Here is a 17,369-nt window from a genome sequence, read left to right as displayed (position 1 = left end):
AAGTTTCACTATATCAACTTGTTCTTGCTTACCTACATAATCGTTATATGAAAGAGTTTGTTTTGATAATCTATCTTTTTCTAAACTTTCATCATTTGAAACTATAGAACTACCATTTATATACTCTAAAATTTTGTCTAATTGATTTTTTTCAAGCCCAAGTTTTTCAAGTTCAGCTTTAGAAATAGTATTGCTTTGAAAAATATCTTTTAGTGCAAGTACTTGTTCAAAGTTCAGGCTTAATAAATCACCTAAACCATCAACAATTTTTACTTTTAAAACATCTTGAGTTAAATCAAAATTATTTATATCTTTTGAAAATACATCAATCAAACTATCTTTTAAATAATTATCACTAGCAGCTAAAGTTTTAGATACATTTGATATTTCACTATAAAGTGATTTTACTTTTTCATAATCAACATTTTGTTTTAAAGTACCATCATTTAAAAAGTAACTATCAAACTCAGCTCTTTTTTTGTTGTATGCAATTAGATTTTCTTTTGTATTATCAGTAGTATTAAAACTATTTATGAAGCTAAGTGCTGTATCTTTTAAAGATTTTAATGTATCACTTACTTTATCAATAGAGCTTACAAAACTATCAAAACTTAAATTATTTAGTTCTTCGATACTTTCAGAAGTTTTATCAGTAATATCTGCAAAAGATTGACTTAATATAATTAATCTTCCATAAAGCTCTTGTCCTGAATCAGTTGTTAAATCAATACTATCTAATAACTCTCTAAACCCTTCCTTTGATGTTGGAAGTGCTAAATTTAGTGCATTAAATTTTTCAATAAGCTGTTGTGTATTGTAAGTTAATTGTTCATCTTCACTTAAAAAATTATCGAAGAAATCATTAAACCCACTTTGTAGAGCTTCAACACTTGAAGCACCTTTTATCATTGAATAACTAAGTCCTTGTGTTTCATGATTTAAGTATATTAATCTATCTCTTAACTCATCAAGTATTGAATAAGCTCCATATAACTCTTCAGCTGTAGAATTAAGATTTGCAATAATTTTAAATAAATTGTTATTTAATGGGTATGTTGCTTCTTCTACTTTTGCAATACTTTGTAAAAGTGCTTCAAATCCTACATTTCCTTGTTTATTTTCAATGTCTGTATATTTTAAATCTTGATATTTGTTACCAAGTCTATCAATATAATATCCAGCTTCTTCCATTCCAGTTGCAACTCTTGTAAGAGTTTCAAACATACCTTCACCAATAGCTTGAAAATCAGTTAATAAAGGAAATGCATGAGAAGCCATATTATCACCCAATGAGCTAAAAACTGCAGTTATCTTCTCTTGTATTTGAGCAGAACTTAATCCTTTTAATGAAACAGCTCCTAAATTAACTACAAAGTTTGATAATTTTTTTGCTGTATCTTCTTCTAAACTATCTAGTGCAACTCCAGCTGTTAAAACTGTGTCGTATAGATTATTTAAAACTAGAGTAAATTGTCGAGTTGTTTCATTTTCTAAACTTTGAAAATATGTAGCATAAGAATGAGATGTTGATTTTTTAAATAAGCTTTTTTTACTTACAGTTGTTAAAACTGTTTGGTAAGCACTTGCAGATATTCCATCTAAAGCAGCTGCTAAACTTTGAGCATGAAACTGTATTCCTGAATCTGTTAAAGTTTGAGAAACTGAAGTTTTACCAAATAAACTCCCAGCTATCTTATTAACAAGCCCAGACATTATACTGCTAAGGTTTAAAAATCCTGGTAACTTTTCTACAAGACCTATTTCACCCAAAGCAACTTTATGAAGCATATTGTCAAATTTTTCATTATATTTAAAATTGTTTTGCCAACCACTATCATAAGGTGTAAAACCACCACCTAAAGCAAATTCTTCATTTCTTATCATAAGTTTTGAAACACCACTTAAAGCATTTGATATATTTGCTAAGTATCTATCCATACTTGTTAAAACTTGAAACTGTGGTTTTGCAAAATCTTCTAAAATATCTAAAGAGTTCTTTATACTATTACTTTGAGCTTCACTATCTCCTAGTACTGTTCCCGTTCCATTATTCCAATTAGGATTTGTATATTCTGGAGCTTCACTACTTCCACTTGTACCACCAAAAGCAATACCAATATTTGAAAGTAAACTACTAACCATAGCACCAACAGCAATCATTCTAGGAATTGCAGTATATGGATCACCTGTACCAGCTGTTAAAATTGCCCTAGTTCCTTCAACTAAAGCCAAAGAGCTTTGAGCAATTTGAAAAGCAGCTGCTTCTTTTGAACCTTCATCATACATACTGCTTAGAGCTCCAGCAATATTTGAATATCCAAGTAAAGTTGCATTTATATTTTTTTGTTCTAAAGTAGCTTTATCTTTTGAATATTTGATATCAAGCTCTTTTAATTTATTTTCATTATCTGCATACTTTAATTTATCTTTTGCATATTTTGTATTTAATTTATTTTCAGCTGCTAAATTTGTAAGATTTAATTTTGATAATTTTCCAGTTGCACTTGCAATATCAGCTAAAGATGCAGCTGTTCCTGTAAGGTTGCTATTCCAGTCACCAGTTGCATCAAGTAGCTCAATTTGTGACTCTAGCATATCTTGATAATAGCTTGAAGCTTCATCAAGAGCATTGATTTGATTTTCAACTGATAATCTATCTAATGTCTTATTATAGATTTGTGTTTCAAGCTCCAGGAGTTTTTGCTTATCTTCAATAGGCTTATCTAACCCTTGAATATCTAAAGCTTTTTGAGAAAAAGAAATATTTGCTAGTTCTATCTCTTTTTCGTAAGAATCTGATTTTAATTGAACCAATCTTTCATAAAAAGATAAATCTTCTTTTGCTGTATCAATAGCTTTTTTATTATTTAGTTCATCTATTAATTTACTTTGAGCTATTAAAGCATCATTTGTTCTAACACCAGCTTCAAGCCAAGATTTAGTTTTTTCAGTAATTTCAACTAATGATTTATCATACTCACTCATACCAATTTGAGATATATCTACATAAGCTTTATTTAGCTCGTTAACTTCTTTTTTATTTTTATCTTTAAAATCTTTTAATGCTTCTATTTTATACTTATTAATTTCAGCTTCAGTAGCACCAGCTTCTTTTAATTTTTTAACATTATCATCAATTTCTAAATTAAATTTTGCAAGCTCGTTACCCATTAATTTAATAATCGCAGTATCATCACGAACTATTGGTTTTTGTTTTGCACTAGTTGTTTTTGAATCTAAATCTAATTTTGCTTTTCCTATATCATCTAATGCCTGTTTTACATTTCTACTAGTTTTAGTTAATTCTTCAAATTTTAAAGACATTTCATCAGCATAGCTTTTATCTTTTAATGAGCCATTTGAAGCTTTTGCTTTTGCATTTGCTAAATCAAGTCTAGCTTGAATCAACTCTGTTTCAACTAATGATTTTCTATATTCAAGCTGATTTTTAGTGAGTTTTGATAACTCTTCACTTGTTGATTTTATTGTTGATTCTAATGTTTCGCTCGCATTTGAAGCTGTCAATAGAGATGTAGCTATTGCACCTATTCCCATGCTTATAGCCATAAAAGGAATAGTTGTTAATGCACCTCTTAAAACATTTGCTCCAACTGCTGCTAGATTAAAACCTTTTCTAGTTGCTTCAAGCTGATAGCTATATGCTTGTTGTTTTTTAGCTGCTGTTTCTAAAGCTATTGCTTCTTTATTTAAAGCTTTATAGTGATTTTCAGCTAATAATAAACCTGACACTTGAGCTGTATTTTTAGCTTCATCTGCAAGTTTTCTAGCTTTTACAGCTTGCTCACCAAGAACAATTGCTTTTGTTTTTGCATTTTCAATGTCTATGTTTAATTTATTTACTTTATTGTTTGATTCTAAAATATTATTGTAAACACTATAAGCACCTTGTATAGTTTTTAAAGCAGTATAACTACCAACAAGAGCTATACCCATATTTTTAACATATGCAGTTATGTTTTCTATCTCTTCAGAACTTAAATCTTCTAAACTGTTACTTATCTTTGATATAGCACTAGTTATTAAATTTAGACTCTCTATTGCTGAATTTGAAATTTGAAATTTGCTATCTAAACTACCAACAACTTTTAAATATTCATTTGATAGAGTCGTTAGTGCGTGTCCAGCAGTTGCTGTTATAGAACCAAATTCTGTATCAATAGTTCTTGAAGCTTTTAATAATGCTTCAACAATCATTTCAGTTGACAACTCTCCATCTTCTGCCATTTTCTTAAATTTAGCAGAAGAAACTCCCATTCCTTCAACCATAGCTTTATAAAGCCTAGGAGCTTGTTCTCTTAGACTTCCTAACTCTTGTCCTACGCTTTGAAAGTTTGAATTAAATGCCTGACCAAGTTGAGTTAAAGCAGCTTGAGTTGCAGCACTACTTTGTCCACTTAAAATAGTTGATTTCGTTATTGCTTCAGTAATTGTTAAAATTTTACTTTGTTCAATATTGTATTCTTTAGAGCTATTTTTTATGCTTGTAAATAAATCAATAGTTTCTAAATATCCAGTTTTTGACTTATTTGATATTTCAAATAATTGCTTTTGAACATTTAGAAGCTCTTGAGTACTTGAAGTTACTAGTTTTAATCTAGAATTTGCATTTGTTAAAGCTTCTGCTTGCTGTAAAAACTGTTTTCCACTACCAGTAATTGCTTCAAAAGATAAATATGCAGAAGTTAGAGCAACAACAGAAGTTTTCATAGTAGAAATTGAACTATTAACTTTTTGTTCAGCCTTATTAAAACCTTCTACAAGTTTTTGTGTGTTTGCTTGTACATCAATTAATACAGTTCCAATACTTTGTGCCATTACTCTTTTACTCCAAACATTGCTTTTATTTGACTTTCTAAGTCGCCTTTTTTCTCTTCATCTTTTGATTTAAAATCACTACTGATAATGAAAAAATCTTTTGGTACATCAATTTTTCCCATTCCAGTTAGACTTGTTATTTGTCCTAATCTTGCGATTTGCAACTCAACTCTATCTGGGAAAAATGGCTCATCTTGATAATAAATTTGCCAATCTAAAAACTCTCTATAGCTCATTGTTTGCTTTAATTCTTCAACTGTTCTATGAAGATTTAAAGCAAGCTTGAATAAAAACTTATTCTCTCTTGCTACTTTTTTTCAGAATCAGCTTCCTTTTCTTTTGAAGACTCTGTTTTTTCTTTAATTATTTTTTCTAATTTTGCAAAATGTTCTGCTCTCTCTTTTTTTGTTTTTCCAATAACTGCAATTTCTGAAAAGATTTCTTGAATTAGTGAAAAACCAACTGCATTTAAATCTTTTAATTGTTCTTCAGTAAAAAACGTTGGTTCAACCATTGAGCAACTAACAGCATAATTTATAGCATCTTGCTGAGTTCCTTCTTCTCTTTTTCTCATAAATTCTTGAGTCTCAGAAATTGTTAATTCTCTAATAGTTATTTCAATATCTCCACCTAAAGCCAAAGGCTTAAAAGCTCCTCTTTTAATCAAACATAAATCTAAAATATTTTTAGCCATATTTACTTTTTCCTTTTATTTTTTTATTTAGAGGGAAATTCCCTCTATTTTTTTTATGAAGCTGGAGTTACTTCAGAAGAACCAATTCTTTCAGCACTAAAAGAAGCTTTATACTTGCCATTAATTTCACCATCTACTTTAAAAGTTGCAACTTTACAAATTTGCTTAATTGTTGTTCCTTTTCCAGCATCAGTTTTTTTATTGTTAAACTCTAAAGTAAATTGAACTTCTGTATTTCCATCAATTGCACTTTCTATCATATTTATACCTTCTACTGACTCTGGATCATATAGAACTGTCATAGAAAAAGCAGCTTGAGTCAAAGAACCCATTGATACAATCTCTTCATAATCCAAATCATTTATTGGAGTATATTTTTGTACATTTCTTGATTTATCAATTACAGAACCAACAGAGTCAACATGCCCAATTGCTTTTGGAGTTCCACTTGCTACACCATTTGTAACCGCATCTATATTTATTTTTATTCCTGATACTTCAGGTGATTTACTTAATACTTTTGACATTTTTCCTCTTTCTTTAATTATTTATTTTAAAATCTATTAACCGTCTATAAAGTCCCGTATCAGGTTCAATTGGAATATCTCTTGATGAAAAGTTATAAACCGTATCTTCTAAACCAAATAGAGCATTTTTAACAGCACCAGCAATCTCTAAAACTTTTAAATATTCTTTATCAAATATATCAATTTGAAATCTTGTTTTTTGTGCGTAATTCTCTCCTTGTACTGAAGTTAATGCAGTATCAATTATGTTTTGGTATGTAATATATGGAGCAATAGTACCCTCAGGAGCAGTCAAAGGATATATTCTATCTTCCACTAAAGAGGAAATTTTACTATCACTTGATAAGCAAGAATAAATAGAGATTTCAATCATTTTTTAGCCTTTTCAATCTCTTTATCAATTCTATCAGCCATATATTTTGTTGCTGCATCTATTGATGCATTATCCTGACTTTCAAAAGCTGGTCTTAAAAAAGGTTGAGCAGCCATTTTTGAAGTTCCATTTTCAATCATGTGTCCATAAAAACCATCATATTTCCCACCTCTTCTAGGAGATACAGTAAACCAAACCTGATTTTTATCTTTAGTCTTTTTTCTATGAACTCCAATAGATTTTTTTAAAATACCTTTATCAACAGGAACATAATCTTTTGCAGCTTCTACTAGTGGTTTTGTAGCTGCTCTTACAGCACCAACTAAAATATTTTTTTGAATATTCTTTGGAAATTGTTTGAGTGAATCAAGTAGTTTTTCGTTTTCAAAATTAAAATTAATACTCATACTATCTCCTTCACTAAAATTTCTAACTCTTTATTTTTCTCAAATATATTCATTGGTGCTGAAATGATTTCAAATACTCTATTTCCAAATAAAATTCTTTGTTTAGAATTAATTAATTTTGAATATCTAACTCTCAGTTTATGAGTCATAGTTTGAAAGTTTTGATTACTCAAAAATTCCTCTTTGCCACTAATTGTTTGGATTGAAGCTTTAGTTGTAAATTCATTTTGCCAAGTTTCTTTTGCTTGTCCTGTTGCATCTTTTATATTTGCTTTTTTTTGAAATATAATTTTATGTCTTAAAGTACCAGCTCTCATTAATTTCTTATCCTATATCTTTGCAAAATGGAATCAACATGTTTTGTTTTAGAAATGATAGTTCCAGATACAATCTCTTCTCTAAACTCAAATAAAGTTGAAACTTTTACCTTCAGCCATTGCTTTAAATCATTTGGAAAATCTTTTAAATAACCACTTGTAAAAGTGATTTTTACAGCTTTCATATGATTTTTAATTTTAAAACTAGGGAAAATATTAAAAACAATATGTCCTACTTCATATCTTGTAAAAAGATAATAACCTGATTGATCTATTGTTTGATAATTTCCTTCTAAATCCATATATTCAATTGATACAATCTCTTGAATTGGATTTTTAGGGAATTTAAAATTTTCCCGTGGGAAATTTGATAAATATAATTCATAAGTAGCTTTTGCAAATTGTCTATTTGTTATGCCTTCAGCTTCAGCGATTGCAGAATTTATAAAAGATTGTATATCCTTATCCTCTTCATTATCAGAGACTCTAATAAACTCTTTTGCTTCATCTAAAGATAATATTTTGTTAACATCTTCTTGCTCAGGTGCTACTTTTAGAATTATCATTTCTCTTCTTCTCCCTTATTGCCATCTTCTTTATTTAAAGGTGGTTCTTGTTTTTTATCATCATCTTTTAAATCATTAACTAAATCTATATAGTTCTTATAATAACTTTGTGCATCACCTAGAATATGAGTAATAGAATCAATCTCTGTTTGCAAAGTTTTTCTCTTGTTTTCAAGAAAATCTTTTTCCAAAATAGCAGCTACTTGTCTTTCTTGCTCTTCTTTTTCTTCTATTGCTTCTTGCTCATCTTTTTTAATTTGCTCATCTAAAGCTGTGAACTCTTTTTTATTTAAGAATTCAACAACTCCTTTTTTAGCTAAAGAATAAGCCAACTTTGGATCTAATGGTAATGTTTCACCAAAACCAAATGATTTTTTACCTTGAACAAAAGGAAGAAGTACTTTAACTTTAGTCATAAGTTATCCTTATGCATTTTTCAGCATAGCAACATTCTTTGCAATAGCTAATTTTCCATCAGTTCTTTTATAAACTTTGAAACCTATTAAACCTTTATCAGCATATTTTTCATCGAGCCTTTGAATAGCCATTTCGCCCCTATCTCCAATATTGTAATCTGATATTTTTCCAAATATTGCTAAAGGCTCACCAGTTGCACCAGCCATAGTTTCATCAATTTCGAAAGGTCTTCCAAGTATAGTTGACGGGATACCATTTGAACCATCTCTCAAGATATAATTTCCTGTACTGTCTTTCATTCTAAAAATTGCTTGATAGAATTTATCTGAAATAATCCAAGAGCCTTGTTTTCTAGCACTTGCAGGAACTTTTAGATATGTATCTTCTACATCAGTAATTGTAATAGTGTCTAATGCTGAAACTGTTTCAATTAAAGTAATATCTTTTGAAATACCTTTAGGCTTTTTAACTCCATCCCCAGATATGAATGCGACATTTTCAGCTAATGCTATTCCTTCAGATATTTTTTCTCTTAAGTGTACTTCTAGCTTAAAGCTTTCATCAGCTAATAACTCTTCCGAAACTGTAATAATTCCACCAGATTTAAATGCTTCTAATGTTTTATTTGTAAATGATAAGTCTGGTGTTGGATAATCAGTATTCTCATCAACCCATCCAAAAACAGGAGTTGCACCACCAATTGGCATATTAAATGTTCCAGACGTTTTAACAACAGTTGCAAATTTTCTCATAGCAACCAGTTTTGGCAACTCACTTAAAATAGCATTTGCATATTGTTCAGGAATTAATACAGCACCATTTGCAGTACCACCAATAGTTACTGCATTTTGTGGGTCTATTTTCCCAGTTCTAGCATAAGCAAATAAAGCTTTCATAGAAGTATCTTCTTTAATATCTTTTTTATCATCTGTAATAACTGGATCAACTTGATTTCTTAATGCATTTTCAGCATTTGCTATGTCAATATTTCTATTTAATGCTTTAACTTCATTGTTTAAATCATTATATTTTGTTTCAGTTGCTTCATCCATTGTAGGATGTGCTAAATTTAAAGCTTTCATTTCTTTAAGCTTTTCAGCTCTAAGATTCATCATTTCTAATAATTTTTCCATTACTTTATCTCCATTTCTAAAATTTGAAGTGCTCTACTTCTTTGTTTTTGTTTAGTACAATCAAGTACCACCGTTGGCTCTTCTTCAACTGCATTTAAAACACCATCTTTAGTGAGTTTTGCAACAGCTTGCACGAACTCATCAGTTGAATACTTCTCACTTGCAGTTTTACAAGCAGCTTTAAACTTCTCTCTTGAAAGTGCAACATATTCATCTTTAGTGTTTTCATCTTCAGTTGAAATCATTTCATCACAAAAACCAAAATCTAAAATCTCACTTCCAAAGAAATAAGACTCATCATCCATTTTGTATTTGATTTCTTCTGTAGATTTTCCAGTTTTTGAGATGTATTTTTTTGCAATAAGAGAAGTAAGTCCATCTAGAATACTTGCTGTTTTTCTTAATTCATTTCCATCGCCATAAGTAAATGCCCAAGCATTATGAATCATAAAAGTAGAATTATCATGAGCTTTTATTACATCACCAGCTAGCGCAATATATGAAGCTATTGAAGCAGCTATTGACTCAATAACTATTTCAACTTTACCTTTACTATATTCTTTTAGTGCATTAAAAATAGATATTCCTTCAAACACACTACCACCTGGGCTATCAATTTTTACAGTCACATCTCCATTCATCTGTGATAGTTGATCTCTAACAGAAGTTGCTGTAACTCCCCAGTAACCTATTTCTCCATAAATCAATATTTCATTCATTTTCACTATCCTTTTTTTCCCGTGGGAAATTTTTAAAATCTTTTGCAGCTTCACCACTTATTATTTTGCTCACAGGAGCATAAGAAAGTTGCATAAAATATTCATCTCCACCCTCATAAGCATTTAAGTCTTCAGTACTTCTTATTTCATTTGGAGACAATGCACCAATTCCCCACATAGTTTTGAAATATTCAGCTTTTGATTTAGCATCAGCTCTTAATAGTGCATTAGTATTGAATTTGATTATCAAATTATCTTTTTCATTAGGTGATAATAGTTTTTGCCAAAGCTTTTGTTCAATCGCAGTTAAAAGTGCTAGTACAGTAGTTGTCTGAAACTCTAAATATTTCTGTTCTAAATTCCCATAAGAGGAAGCAGAAGAATCACCAATCATAGATGGAGATACTCCAAAAATAGAAGCAATATTTTCTCTGTTTAATTTCCTACTTTCTAGCCATTGTGAATCACTATTTGAAATAGAAATAGCCGAAAAAGTAAGCCCATCTTCTAGCAATAAAGGTTTTCCAGCTTTTTCGAGTCCAATATATTGTTTTTCTAAATCTTCTTTTAATCGATTGAAAGCATCATCATTTAATTGTCCAGGATGTATAAATGCTCCTGAAGGAGTTGCTTGATTTTTAAATAGTTGATTTCCATGAATAGAAGCATTATTTGCAAATTCTAAAGTGTTTCTTGCATAAGTAATTTTTGATATACCAATAAGACCTTCTGAGTCTGGTATATCAATAAAATGCAAAATTCTATCACTAGGAATTGATGCTCCACCATATTTGTATATTTTTTCTGATTTATTATTTTTATTAACGAATTCAACTGACATATTGTCAGCTTTTAAAGGGTATAAAGCCACTATTTCACCAAGTCCATTTTTAACTATTTGAGAATAATGATTACCTCTTAAATCTAAATCTTGAGAGATCATCTTTGCCCATTCATAATAAGTAATGATTGGATTTGGTTCTTTTCTGAGTAATCTATATAAAGAATGAGTTCTAAACTCTTCTTTACCTTTTTCTGTATATTTATATACTTTCAAAGGTATTGTTGCTAATGTGTTTGCTTTGAGATTTACACAAGCAAATACATCTGCAATTTTTTGAGCATTAGAAGAATTAACTTTACTATCACGTGAAAATATATTTAAAAATTTTGAATTGCTAACACTAATATTTTCTTCAGCTGACATGAAAGGGCTTAATAAATTTCTCATAATTTCTCAGTCTCAAGCATAATTAGGACAAATTGAGAAAAAATAAATAAAGAGCTTGCTATATAAGTTAAACCAAGTGTATATTTAAAAATCTCAAATCCAAATGAAATATATGTTCCAATAGATGTTATTGTCGAAATAAGTAATAAGAAAAATAATATCTTTATTAGTGTTTTAATTTTTTCCATGAGAGAAGTTTATAAAATTGCCGCCGACTTAAGTCGGCGTTGGAAAAATGGAAAATATTTTGGAAATTTCCCACGGGAAATTCTAAAAGGTTCTTAAACCTCTTGTTTCATAAACACTTACTGCCTTCTCTTCTTGTGTAGCTTCAAAATATGAAAGAGCATTTATTATAGCAGCTGGACCATCAATTTTTTTGTTTGGATTTGTTTTATCAGGTTTTATATTTCCTGTAGCATCTGTAATAATTGTAAGATTTGATACCATCCAATTTAATACTGGGTCATTTTCATGTACAAGATTACCTTCTTTAATTAAATCTAAAAAGAATTTTGTTGGAGAGGATATTGAAGCAAATCCTTGCCTTAATGGAATATGGTCTTCATAGCCATTTTCATCTAATCTTTTAACTAAATGTTTTGCTTTCCATGGATCATAAACAACGGCTTTAGTTCCATAAAGAGTATCAATATCTTTTTGTATATCTTCATATATAAAATCATAATCAATAGTTGCACCTGGTGTTGCTGTAATCCAACCTTGATTTACCCAACTAAGAAGTGGCACTTTTAGAGTTCTTTCTCTTTCATCTATATTCTTTTTTGGAATATAGTGTTTACTTTTAACATAATATTTATTTTCAAATTTATATACATTTGCTTTAGATGAAAAGTCATCTGAAATTGAAAGGTCAAATCCTTGTACTAATATAGGAATAACACCTGGAATAGAAAAGTCTATTATTTCTCCAGCACATGCTTTCCAACTCTCATAAGGAATAAATGCTTCAGCACTATTTGTCCAAAAATTTAGATTTTTAATTAAAAAGTTATTCTTTAACTCTGGTCTTTCATATGCTTGTTTTGCTTGTCTTTCCATATAATCTTTTGAAACTGATATTCCATAGTTTGGATTTGCTTTTGCCCAAGTAAGTTCTTCAAATGGATCATCATCTTTGTCAGGTTCTGCAATAAAAGCAAAAAAACTATCATCTTCAATTCTTTCTTCAAGAACACTTTTACCGTATTCGTATAAATTAAATCCTGGACTTAAAATATTTGGTCCAGCTGTTGTAATTCCAAACATTAAAGGCTGTGTCCTACTCCCTTGACCAGACTCCACAACTTCCCAAAGTGAATTATCAGGATGTGCATGTAGCTCATCTGCAACACCAATAGTTGGATTTGAACCATCTTCTGTATCAGAATCTCTTCCAAGTGTTGAAAATGTTGTATCAGTTTTTTGCATTTTAATAACACCATAAGTAGTCTTACAATCATCTTTTAGCTCTTTATGAGCTTTGACCATTTGTTCTACACCAGTCCAGGCTAGCTTTGCTTGTTTATTTTTTGTAGCAAATATTATAACTTCTCCACCCATCTCATATCTGATAATAGAATCAGCTATTGTAATTGCTGAAGCTAGTAATGTTTTTCCATTTTTTCTAGGAATAAAAAAGAATACAGTATTAAATCTTCTTACCCATTTGCCTTGACTATTTCTTTTTTCCCATCCAAAGGCAATGCAAATAGATTTCTTTTGCCAAGCTTCTAGTTTAATATTTTGACCAGCCAATTCGCCTTTATAATGCTTAAGACTTTCAATAATTTTAATATATGCTAATCCTAGTTTTTTATTAAATCTAAGGTGTGGTTTAGCTCCAGATTTAACTACTGCTAAATCTCTTTGATGCCTTTCAAATGTTTTTTCATAATAAGCATGAACTTCTTGACCATTAAATATCATCTAAATCATCATCCTGTACTGATAGTTCTGCTGCAAAATCAAAAATAGATGTTTGTCCATCATCTTCTTTTCTAAAGTTAATGCCTAGTTTTTTTCTTGATGCAATAGATAAACCTAACTGATTTGCAATAGTCACTAGGTTTTTTTGGATAGCAAGTGTTGCAGTAAACATAGGTGCCATGTATTGCGAACCAGTTTTTGTGCTATATGCAATTATTCCATCAACTCCTAAACCAAGTTTTTCTTCTAATTCAATATATCTCTCATAACTTTTTGCATACATAACAATCAATGGTTCATCAACTGGAGAATATTGTTTTCCTAACTCTTTTTTTATTTCTTCAATTTTTCGTAATGCAGTTTTACCCAATATTGCACTATGTGGTTTTGTTGTAGTTGTGGAAATATTGGAATTTTTGGAAATCCTATGCTCAACATTCCAATTATGAATTTTGACTAAATTTATGATTTGAGTGTGATTCGTTCCAAATTCTTGAGCTATTGAACGATATGAGCGTTTTGTATTTTCAACTAAATCTTTTATAGCTTCAATGTTTTCCATTTAACCCCACCCCTTGAAAATGGATTTTGTAAAATTTTAAGAGGAAGGTCGGTGTAGTATTGCTTTCAACTGTAGTAATTTGACCTACCCTCCCAAATACTTTTACCATCTGTTCCCTTCCTTGTTTTCTTTTTTGTTGTGACAACTTCTACACATTGATTGTAAATTATTCAAATCTAATTTTGAACCTCCATCTTTTATTGCAACTTTATGGTCAACTGTGTCTGCAACTTGTCCACATCCAACACAAAAAGGATTGCTGTTTAATACAACAACTCTAACTTTTTTCCATTCTGTACTATGATAAAATTTATTTGATTCTTGATTTCTCTCTTTTTTATCATAATTTTTATTGCGAGTTGTTTTGCATTTTGGGCATCTTTGTTGCAAATCTGTTTTATTCCACAACCCATGTATAGGACATATTCTTTTACTCATTTATAAAATCCTAATAATGTATTTTTAGTTAATGAAATTACAAAATCAAATTCTGAAATTTCATCTTTAGATATCTTGCAGCATATATAATTATTTTCCAAAAGCTTTTTAATCTGATCATCAAGTTTTACATATAAATGCTCATGCTCTTTAAACATATCAGCTTTAATTGAATATCCTTTTGAATAAGCATCACTAAAATACTTTGATCTTAAACCTAACTTTTTTTCAACTATAAATGCTAACTCATAACCAATTTTCAAAGAAGGAAGATTTGATAATATTTCTTTTACTACGCTGCTGTCTATGTTATATTTCTTTTCTATTTGATTTGCATAATCTAATAAGCTATTTGGAATAGAACTCATGAAATATATCCAAACCTTTTACTAGATATATACTCTGTGATACTTTTACTTTCAAGAGTAAGTTTTAATTGTTCATTACTGATAAATAAATTTTTACTATCATAGAAGTGTCCTATATGTTTATTACCATGCTTATCTAATACCCAAGCTCTTTTTGGTAAATAAATATCTATCATTCCATTTAAAAAACCATCAAAATCTTTTAAATCTCTCCACTCTTCTTTTGTTGCTTTGTATTCTCTTATTGCTTCAATAATTAAATCATGGTCTATTCCTTTTAATTTTTTCTCAAATATATTAAATGCTTTTGGTTTGTTACCCTTTTTTTTATCATACTCTTGCCAACACATTTCAAACTTATTTGAATAAACTATTTTATTTTTAGTAAAAGATTTATCTTTGTCGATATCTTTAGATTCGACATATATATCTTTAGATATAGAAGCATTTAATGCTTTGTTCATTTGATTTTGTTCAGTTTGTTCATTACTAACTTTAGAAGTATCTATATTATCAGTATTTGAAAGCTCTTTTTTGTTCATTTGATTTTGTTCAGTTCGTTCATTCTCATTTTTTGCATAGCTATAGTGTCCATCACTTCTAAGCTGTCTAGTTGCATAATATTTATCTATTTCTCTTTTAAAATCATCTATCCAACCATGAGCAGTACCAACAGCAATTCCCCAACTAGTTGCATAAAATCTAACACTATTATGCTCACCCAAGTCCATATCATCATAATATTCCATAAAAGCTCTAGCCTTAGGTCTATTGTTCTTTTTAAACTTTAGCTCTCTATAATAATCGCTAGGTACATAAACTCCATGTTGTCTAGGCTTCATTAGTTATACCTACTTTTATAACTTTAGGCTTAAACCAAGCACAAGGTTTAAATGTAACTTTAGAATAACTGCTAAATGTTTGTTCATCTTTCATATTCAAACTACAATGCAACTCATTGTTTATTTCTCTAACTGCATTGCATTTGCTACAATCTTTTAAATCTTCTTTTTTAACTATTACTTTTTTCATTTTCATTTTTTACCTTTACATATCTATACCAGGAATTTCACCCACTACATTGCTTGAATCTTCTTTAGAAGCATATACAAGCTCTATATGTGGAAAACTTCCAAAACTGTTTGTAGAGCCTTTAAAGTCACAGCTAATCACACCTGTTCTGCCATTTCTATTTTTAAGCAGTAAAATATTTGCTTTATTTACATCAGCTTCTATTTCATTCTTTTCAGCTTTTTCATAGTAACTATCTCTATGAGGGAACAAAACAGCATCAGCATCTTCTTCTAAACTTCCACACTCTTTTAAATCACTAAGCTGTGGTCTATTTTTAGATAATCCTTTTCTTTCAGTAACTCCACGATTTAATTGAGATAAAGCTATAACAGTTATATTTAACTCTTTAGCTAATGCTTGAAACATCTTGCTTCCAATACCTAACTCTTCATGTCTTTTTTTATTTGGATTTAATTTTGCAAATCCAATATGATCAACAATCCAAACATTAGTTGGAAGTCCAGCTTTATCTCTTGCTCTTTTGATTTTTAAGAATTTTGATTTTAATTGACTAAAAGTAAGAACTTTGTCATCTATATGGAGATATTTATTATTACTAAAATACTTCAATGTTTTTTTAAAACTATTTAAATCTTTTATATATCCAGATAGCAAATCACTTATGCTTTCTTGATTTTCTTGAGCAATCATTCTCATTAGAGCATCTTCACTACTCATTTCTAAACTATCAATTACAACACCTTTGTTTCTTTTAATGTTATGTAAAGCTATTTGAAATGCCAAACTAGATTTTCCCATAGATGGTCTTGCACCAATAACTATAAATTTGCCAGGTTCAAACCCACCAAACTTATTATCAAAATTAGTTATACCTGTATAAATAATTCTATCTTTTCCCTCAGGTGTTGATGCCTTTTGATGTCTTATTTCAAATGATGCAACTATTTCTGAGATATCTCTACTTTTGTAAGTTTTTGAGGTATCTGTTATTTTATACAATTCATCTTCAACTGTTGCGACTGCTTGAGCAGAACTCATATCTTCTTCAATAGCTACTTTCTTGATAGTTGTTGCTAAACATACAAGCTCTCTTTTAATAGCACTATCTTTTATATCTTTTACATAAGCTTTGATATTTGATATAGGATTTGCAGCTAATATATCAAGCAATACATTATCATTAACATCACTTGAGCTAACTCTTTTTCTTATAAAATCTTCATCAATAGGCATATCTTCACTATGAAGTTTTAACATTGCATCATATATTTTTTGGTGAGCTGGAAAATAAAAATCTTTTGGGGCTAAAAGCTCTTTTGCTGTGTAAAGATTGTCACCATCAAAAAATATTGAGCTAAGAACTGCTTTTTCAATATTTAAATTATTGTTCATTTTTTAGCTCCATATAATATTCTTTAGTTCTTGTATCTGGAATTTCTCTTGCAAGTATTTTAATTTCCTTGTCTCGAAGTTTTTTTATAACTGCAGCTAAACAATAGCAATTAAATTCATGAGCTGCTATTGCTGGAGATATTGCATTTCCATTTTGCAAATAGATTAAAATATTTTCTTGAGTTGTGTTAGCCATTTGCAATACCTCTTTTAAGTTTTTCAAGATAATCTTTTGTATCTTTTATGATTGTTTGCATATCTCTCATATTTGATACATCAAGCTTTTTTAATTTTTCTTTTTTTTCAACTTTGAAATTTCTTAGGATATGTATAGCTTCATTCATTGCTTACTCTTTAACTGGTATATATTCAACATCATGTTGAAGTTGTTGAAGCTCTTTGATTGCTTCAGAAATTTCTGTTAG

General features: G+C 29.4%; 21 protein-coding genes. All 21 read right to left on the bottom strand.

From position 1 onward, the window contains the following. The coding region (locus AC5LG6_RS10175; protein WP_498586474.1) for a tape measure protein at window positions 1-4,836 on the bottom strand (4,836 nt) is incomplete at its 3' end. Beyond that, the gene (locus AC5LG6_RS10170; protein WP_498586473.1) at window positions 4,836-5,072 is read right to left on the bottom strand and encodes a phage tail assembly protein T; all 237 of its coding nucleotides are present in this window, start codon (window positions 5,070-5,072) and stop codon (window positions 4,836-4,838) included. The genes AC5LG6_RS10170 and AC5LG6_RS10175, both read right to left, overlap by 1 nt. Window positions 5,073-5,143: 71 nt before the next feature. Continuing rightward, a complete protein-coding gene (locus AC5LG6_RS10165) occupies window positions 5,144-5,530 on the bottom strand; it encodes a hypothetical protein (RefSeq protein WP_498586471.1) in 387 nt (128 codons plus the stop codon). Between the two features lie 53 nt (window positions 5,531-5,583). Next, entirely contained in the window at window positions 5,584-6,057 is a 474-nt protein-coding gene (locus AC5LG6_RS10160) for a hypothetical protein (protein ID WP_498586470.1), read from the bottom strand. A gap of 13 nt (window positions 6,058-6,070) precedes the next feature. Further along, window positions 6,071-6,430, bottom strand: coding sequence for a DUF3168 domain-containing protein (locus tag AC5LG6_RS10155; protein WP_498586469.1), 360 nt, complete (start codon window positions 6,428-6,430; stop codon window positions 6,071-6,073). Then, window positions 6,427-6,837 (bottom strand): HK97-gp10 family putative phage morphogenesis protein, encoded by a 411-nt coding sequence (locus AC5LG6_RS10150; RefSeq protein WP_498586468.1) that lies wholly within the window; start codon window positions 6,835-6,837, stop codon window positions 6,427-6,429. The genes AC5LG6_RS10155 and AC5LG6_RS10150 overlap by 4 nt, the downstream gene beginning before the upstream one ends. Next, complete coding sequence (locus tag AC5LG6_RS10145) at window positions 6,834-7,154, bottom strand: phage head closure protein (RefSeq protein ID WP_498586467.1); 321 nt, start codon at window positions 7,152-7,154, stop codon at window positions 6,834-6,836. The genes AC5LG6_RS10150 and AC5LG6_RS10145 overlap by 4 nt, the downstream gene beginning before the upstream one ends. Beyond that, window positions 7,154-7,720 (bottom strand): head-tail connector protein, encoded by a 567-nt coding sequence (locus AC5LG6_RS10140; protein ID WP_498586465.1) that lies wholly within the window; start codon window positions 7,718-7,720, stop codon window positions 7,154-7,156. The genes AC5LG6_RS10145 and AC5LG6_RS10140 overlap by 1 nt, the downstream gene beginning before the upstream one ends. After that, window positions 7,717-8,136: a hypothetical protein gene (locus AC5LG6_RS10135; RefSeq protein ID WP_498586463.1), complete on the bottom strand. Its 420-nt coding sequence runs from the start codon at window positions 8,134-8,136 to the stop codon at window positions 7,717-7,719. The genes AC5LG6_RS10140 and AC5LG6_RS10135 overlap by 4 nt, the downstream gene beginning before the upstream one ends. Before the next feature lie 9 nt (window positions 8,137-8,145). After that, window positions 8,146-9,270, bottom strand: a complete 1,125-nt coding sequence (locus AC5LG6_RS10130) for a phage major capsid protein (RefSeq protein WP_498586462.1) — start codon at window positions 9,268-9,270, stop codon at window positions 8,146-8,148. Continuing rightward, window positions 9,270-9,989: a head maturation protease, ClpP-related gene (locus tag AC5LG6_RS10125; RefSeq protein WP_498586461.1), complete on the bottom strand. Its 720-nt coding sequence runs from the start codon at window positions 9,987-9,989 to the stop codon at window positions 9,270-9,272. Before AC5LG6_RS10125 ends, AC5LG6_RS10130 begins: the two co-directional genes overlap by 1 nt. After that, entirely contained in the window at window positions 9,982-11,220 is a 1,239-nt protein-coding gene (locus AC5LG6_RS10120; protein WP_498586459.1) for a phage portal protein, read from the bottom strand. The genes AC5LG6_RS10125 and AC5LG6_RS10120 overlap by 8 nt, the downstream gene beginning before the upstream one ends. A 270-nt stretch (window positions 11,221-11,490) precedes the next feature. Next, window positions 11,491-13,149: a terminase large subunit gene (locus AC5LG6_RS10115; protein ID WP_498586458.1), complete on the bottom strand. Its 1,659-nt coding sequence runs from the start codon at window positions 13,147-13,149 to the stop codon at window positions 11,491-11,493. After that, complete coding sequence (locus tag AC5LG6_RS10110) at window positions 13,139-13,519, bottom strand: P27 family phage terminase small subunit (RefSeq protein WP_498586457.1); 381 nt, start codon at window positions 13,517-13,519, stop codon at window positions 13,139-13,141. The genes AC5LG6_RS10115 and AC5LG6_RS10110 overlap by 11 nt, the downstream gene beginning before the upstream one ends. Before the next feature lie 294 nt (window positions 13,520-13,813). Beyond that, window positions 13,814-14,149, bottom strand: coding sequence for an HNH endonuclease (locus AC5LG6_RS10105; protein ID WP_498586456.1), 336 nt, complete (start codon window positions 14,147-14,149; stop codon window positions 13,814-13,816). Then, complete coding sequence (locus tag AC5LG6_RS10100; protein WP_498586455.1) at window positions 14,146-14,517, bottom strand: hypothetical protein; 372 nt, start codon at window positions 14,515-14,517, stop codon at window positions 14,146-14,148. The genes AC5LG6_RS10105 and AC5LG6_RS10100 overlap by 4 nt, the downstream gene beginning before the upstream one ends. Further along, window positions 14,514-15,359: an LvrA C-terminal domain-related protein gene (locus AC5LG6_RS10095; protein ID WP_498586454.1), complete on the bottom strand. Its 846-nt coding sequence runs from the start codon at window positions 15,357-15,359 to the stop codon at window positions 14,514-14,516. The genes AC5LG6_RS10100 and AC5LG6_RS10095 overlap by 4 nt, the downstream gene beginning before the upstream one ends. Then, window positions 15,349-15,549, bottom strand: coding sequence for a hypothetical protein (locus AC5LG6_RS10090; protein ID WP_498586453.1), 201 nt, complete (start codon window positions 15,547-15,549; stop codon window positions 15,349-15,351). Before AC5LG6_RS10090 ends, AC5LG6_RS10095 begins: the two co-directional genes overlap by 11 nt. A 15-nt stretch (window positions 15,550-15,564) precedes the next feature. Further along, window positions 15,565-16,944 carry a DnaB-like helicase C-terminal domain-containing protein gene (locus AC5LG6_RS10085; RefSeq protein ID WP_498586452.1) on the bottom strand — a complete coding sequence of 460 codons (1,380 nt, stop codon included), beginning with the start codon at window positions 16,942-16,944 and terminating at the stop codon, window positions 15,565-15,567. Beyond that, a complete protein-coding gene (locus AC5LG6_RS10080) occupies window positions 16,934-17,140 on the bottom strand; it encodes a hypothetical protein (protein ID WP_498586451.1) in 207 nt (68 codons plus the stop codon). The genes AC5LG6_RS10085 and AC5LG6_RS10080 overlap by 11 nt, the downstream gene beginning before the upstream one ends. Continuing rightward, the gene (locus tag AC5LG6_RS10075) at window positions 17,133-17,288 is read right to left on the bottom strand and encodes a hypothetical protein (RefSeq protein WP_498586450.1); all 156 of its coding nucleotides are present in this window, start codon (window positions 17,286-17,288) and stop codon (window positions 17,133-17,135) included. Before AC5LG6_RS10075 ends, AC5LG6_RS10080 begins: the two co-directional genes overlap by 8 nt. Window positions 17,289-17,369: the final 81 nt, after the last annotated feature.

Source organism: Arcobacter thermotolerans (assembly GCF_983172305.1).
Note: the sequence above shows the minus strand (reverse complement) of the source record. Positions and strands in the feature narration are given on the sequence as shown.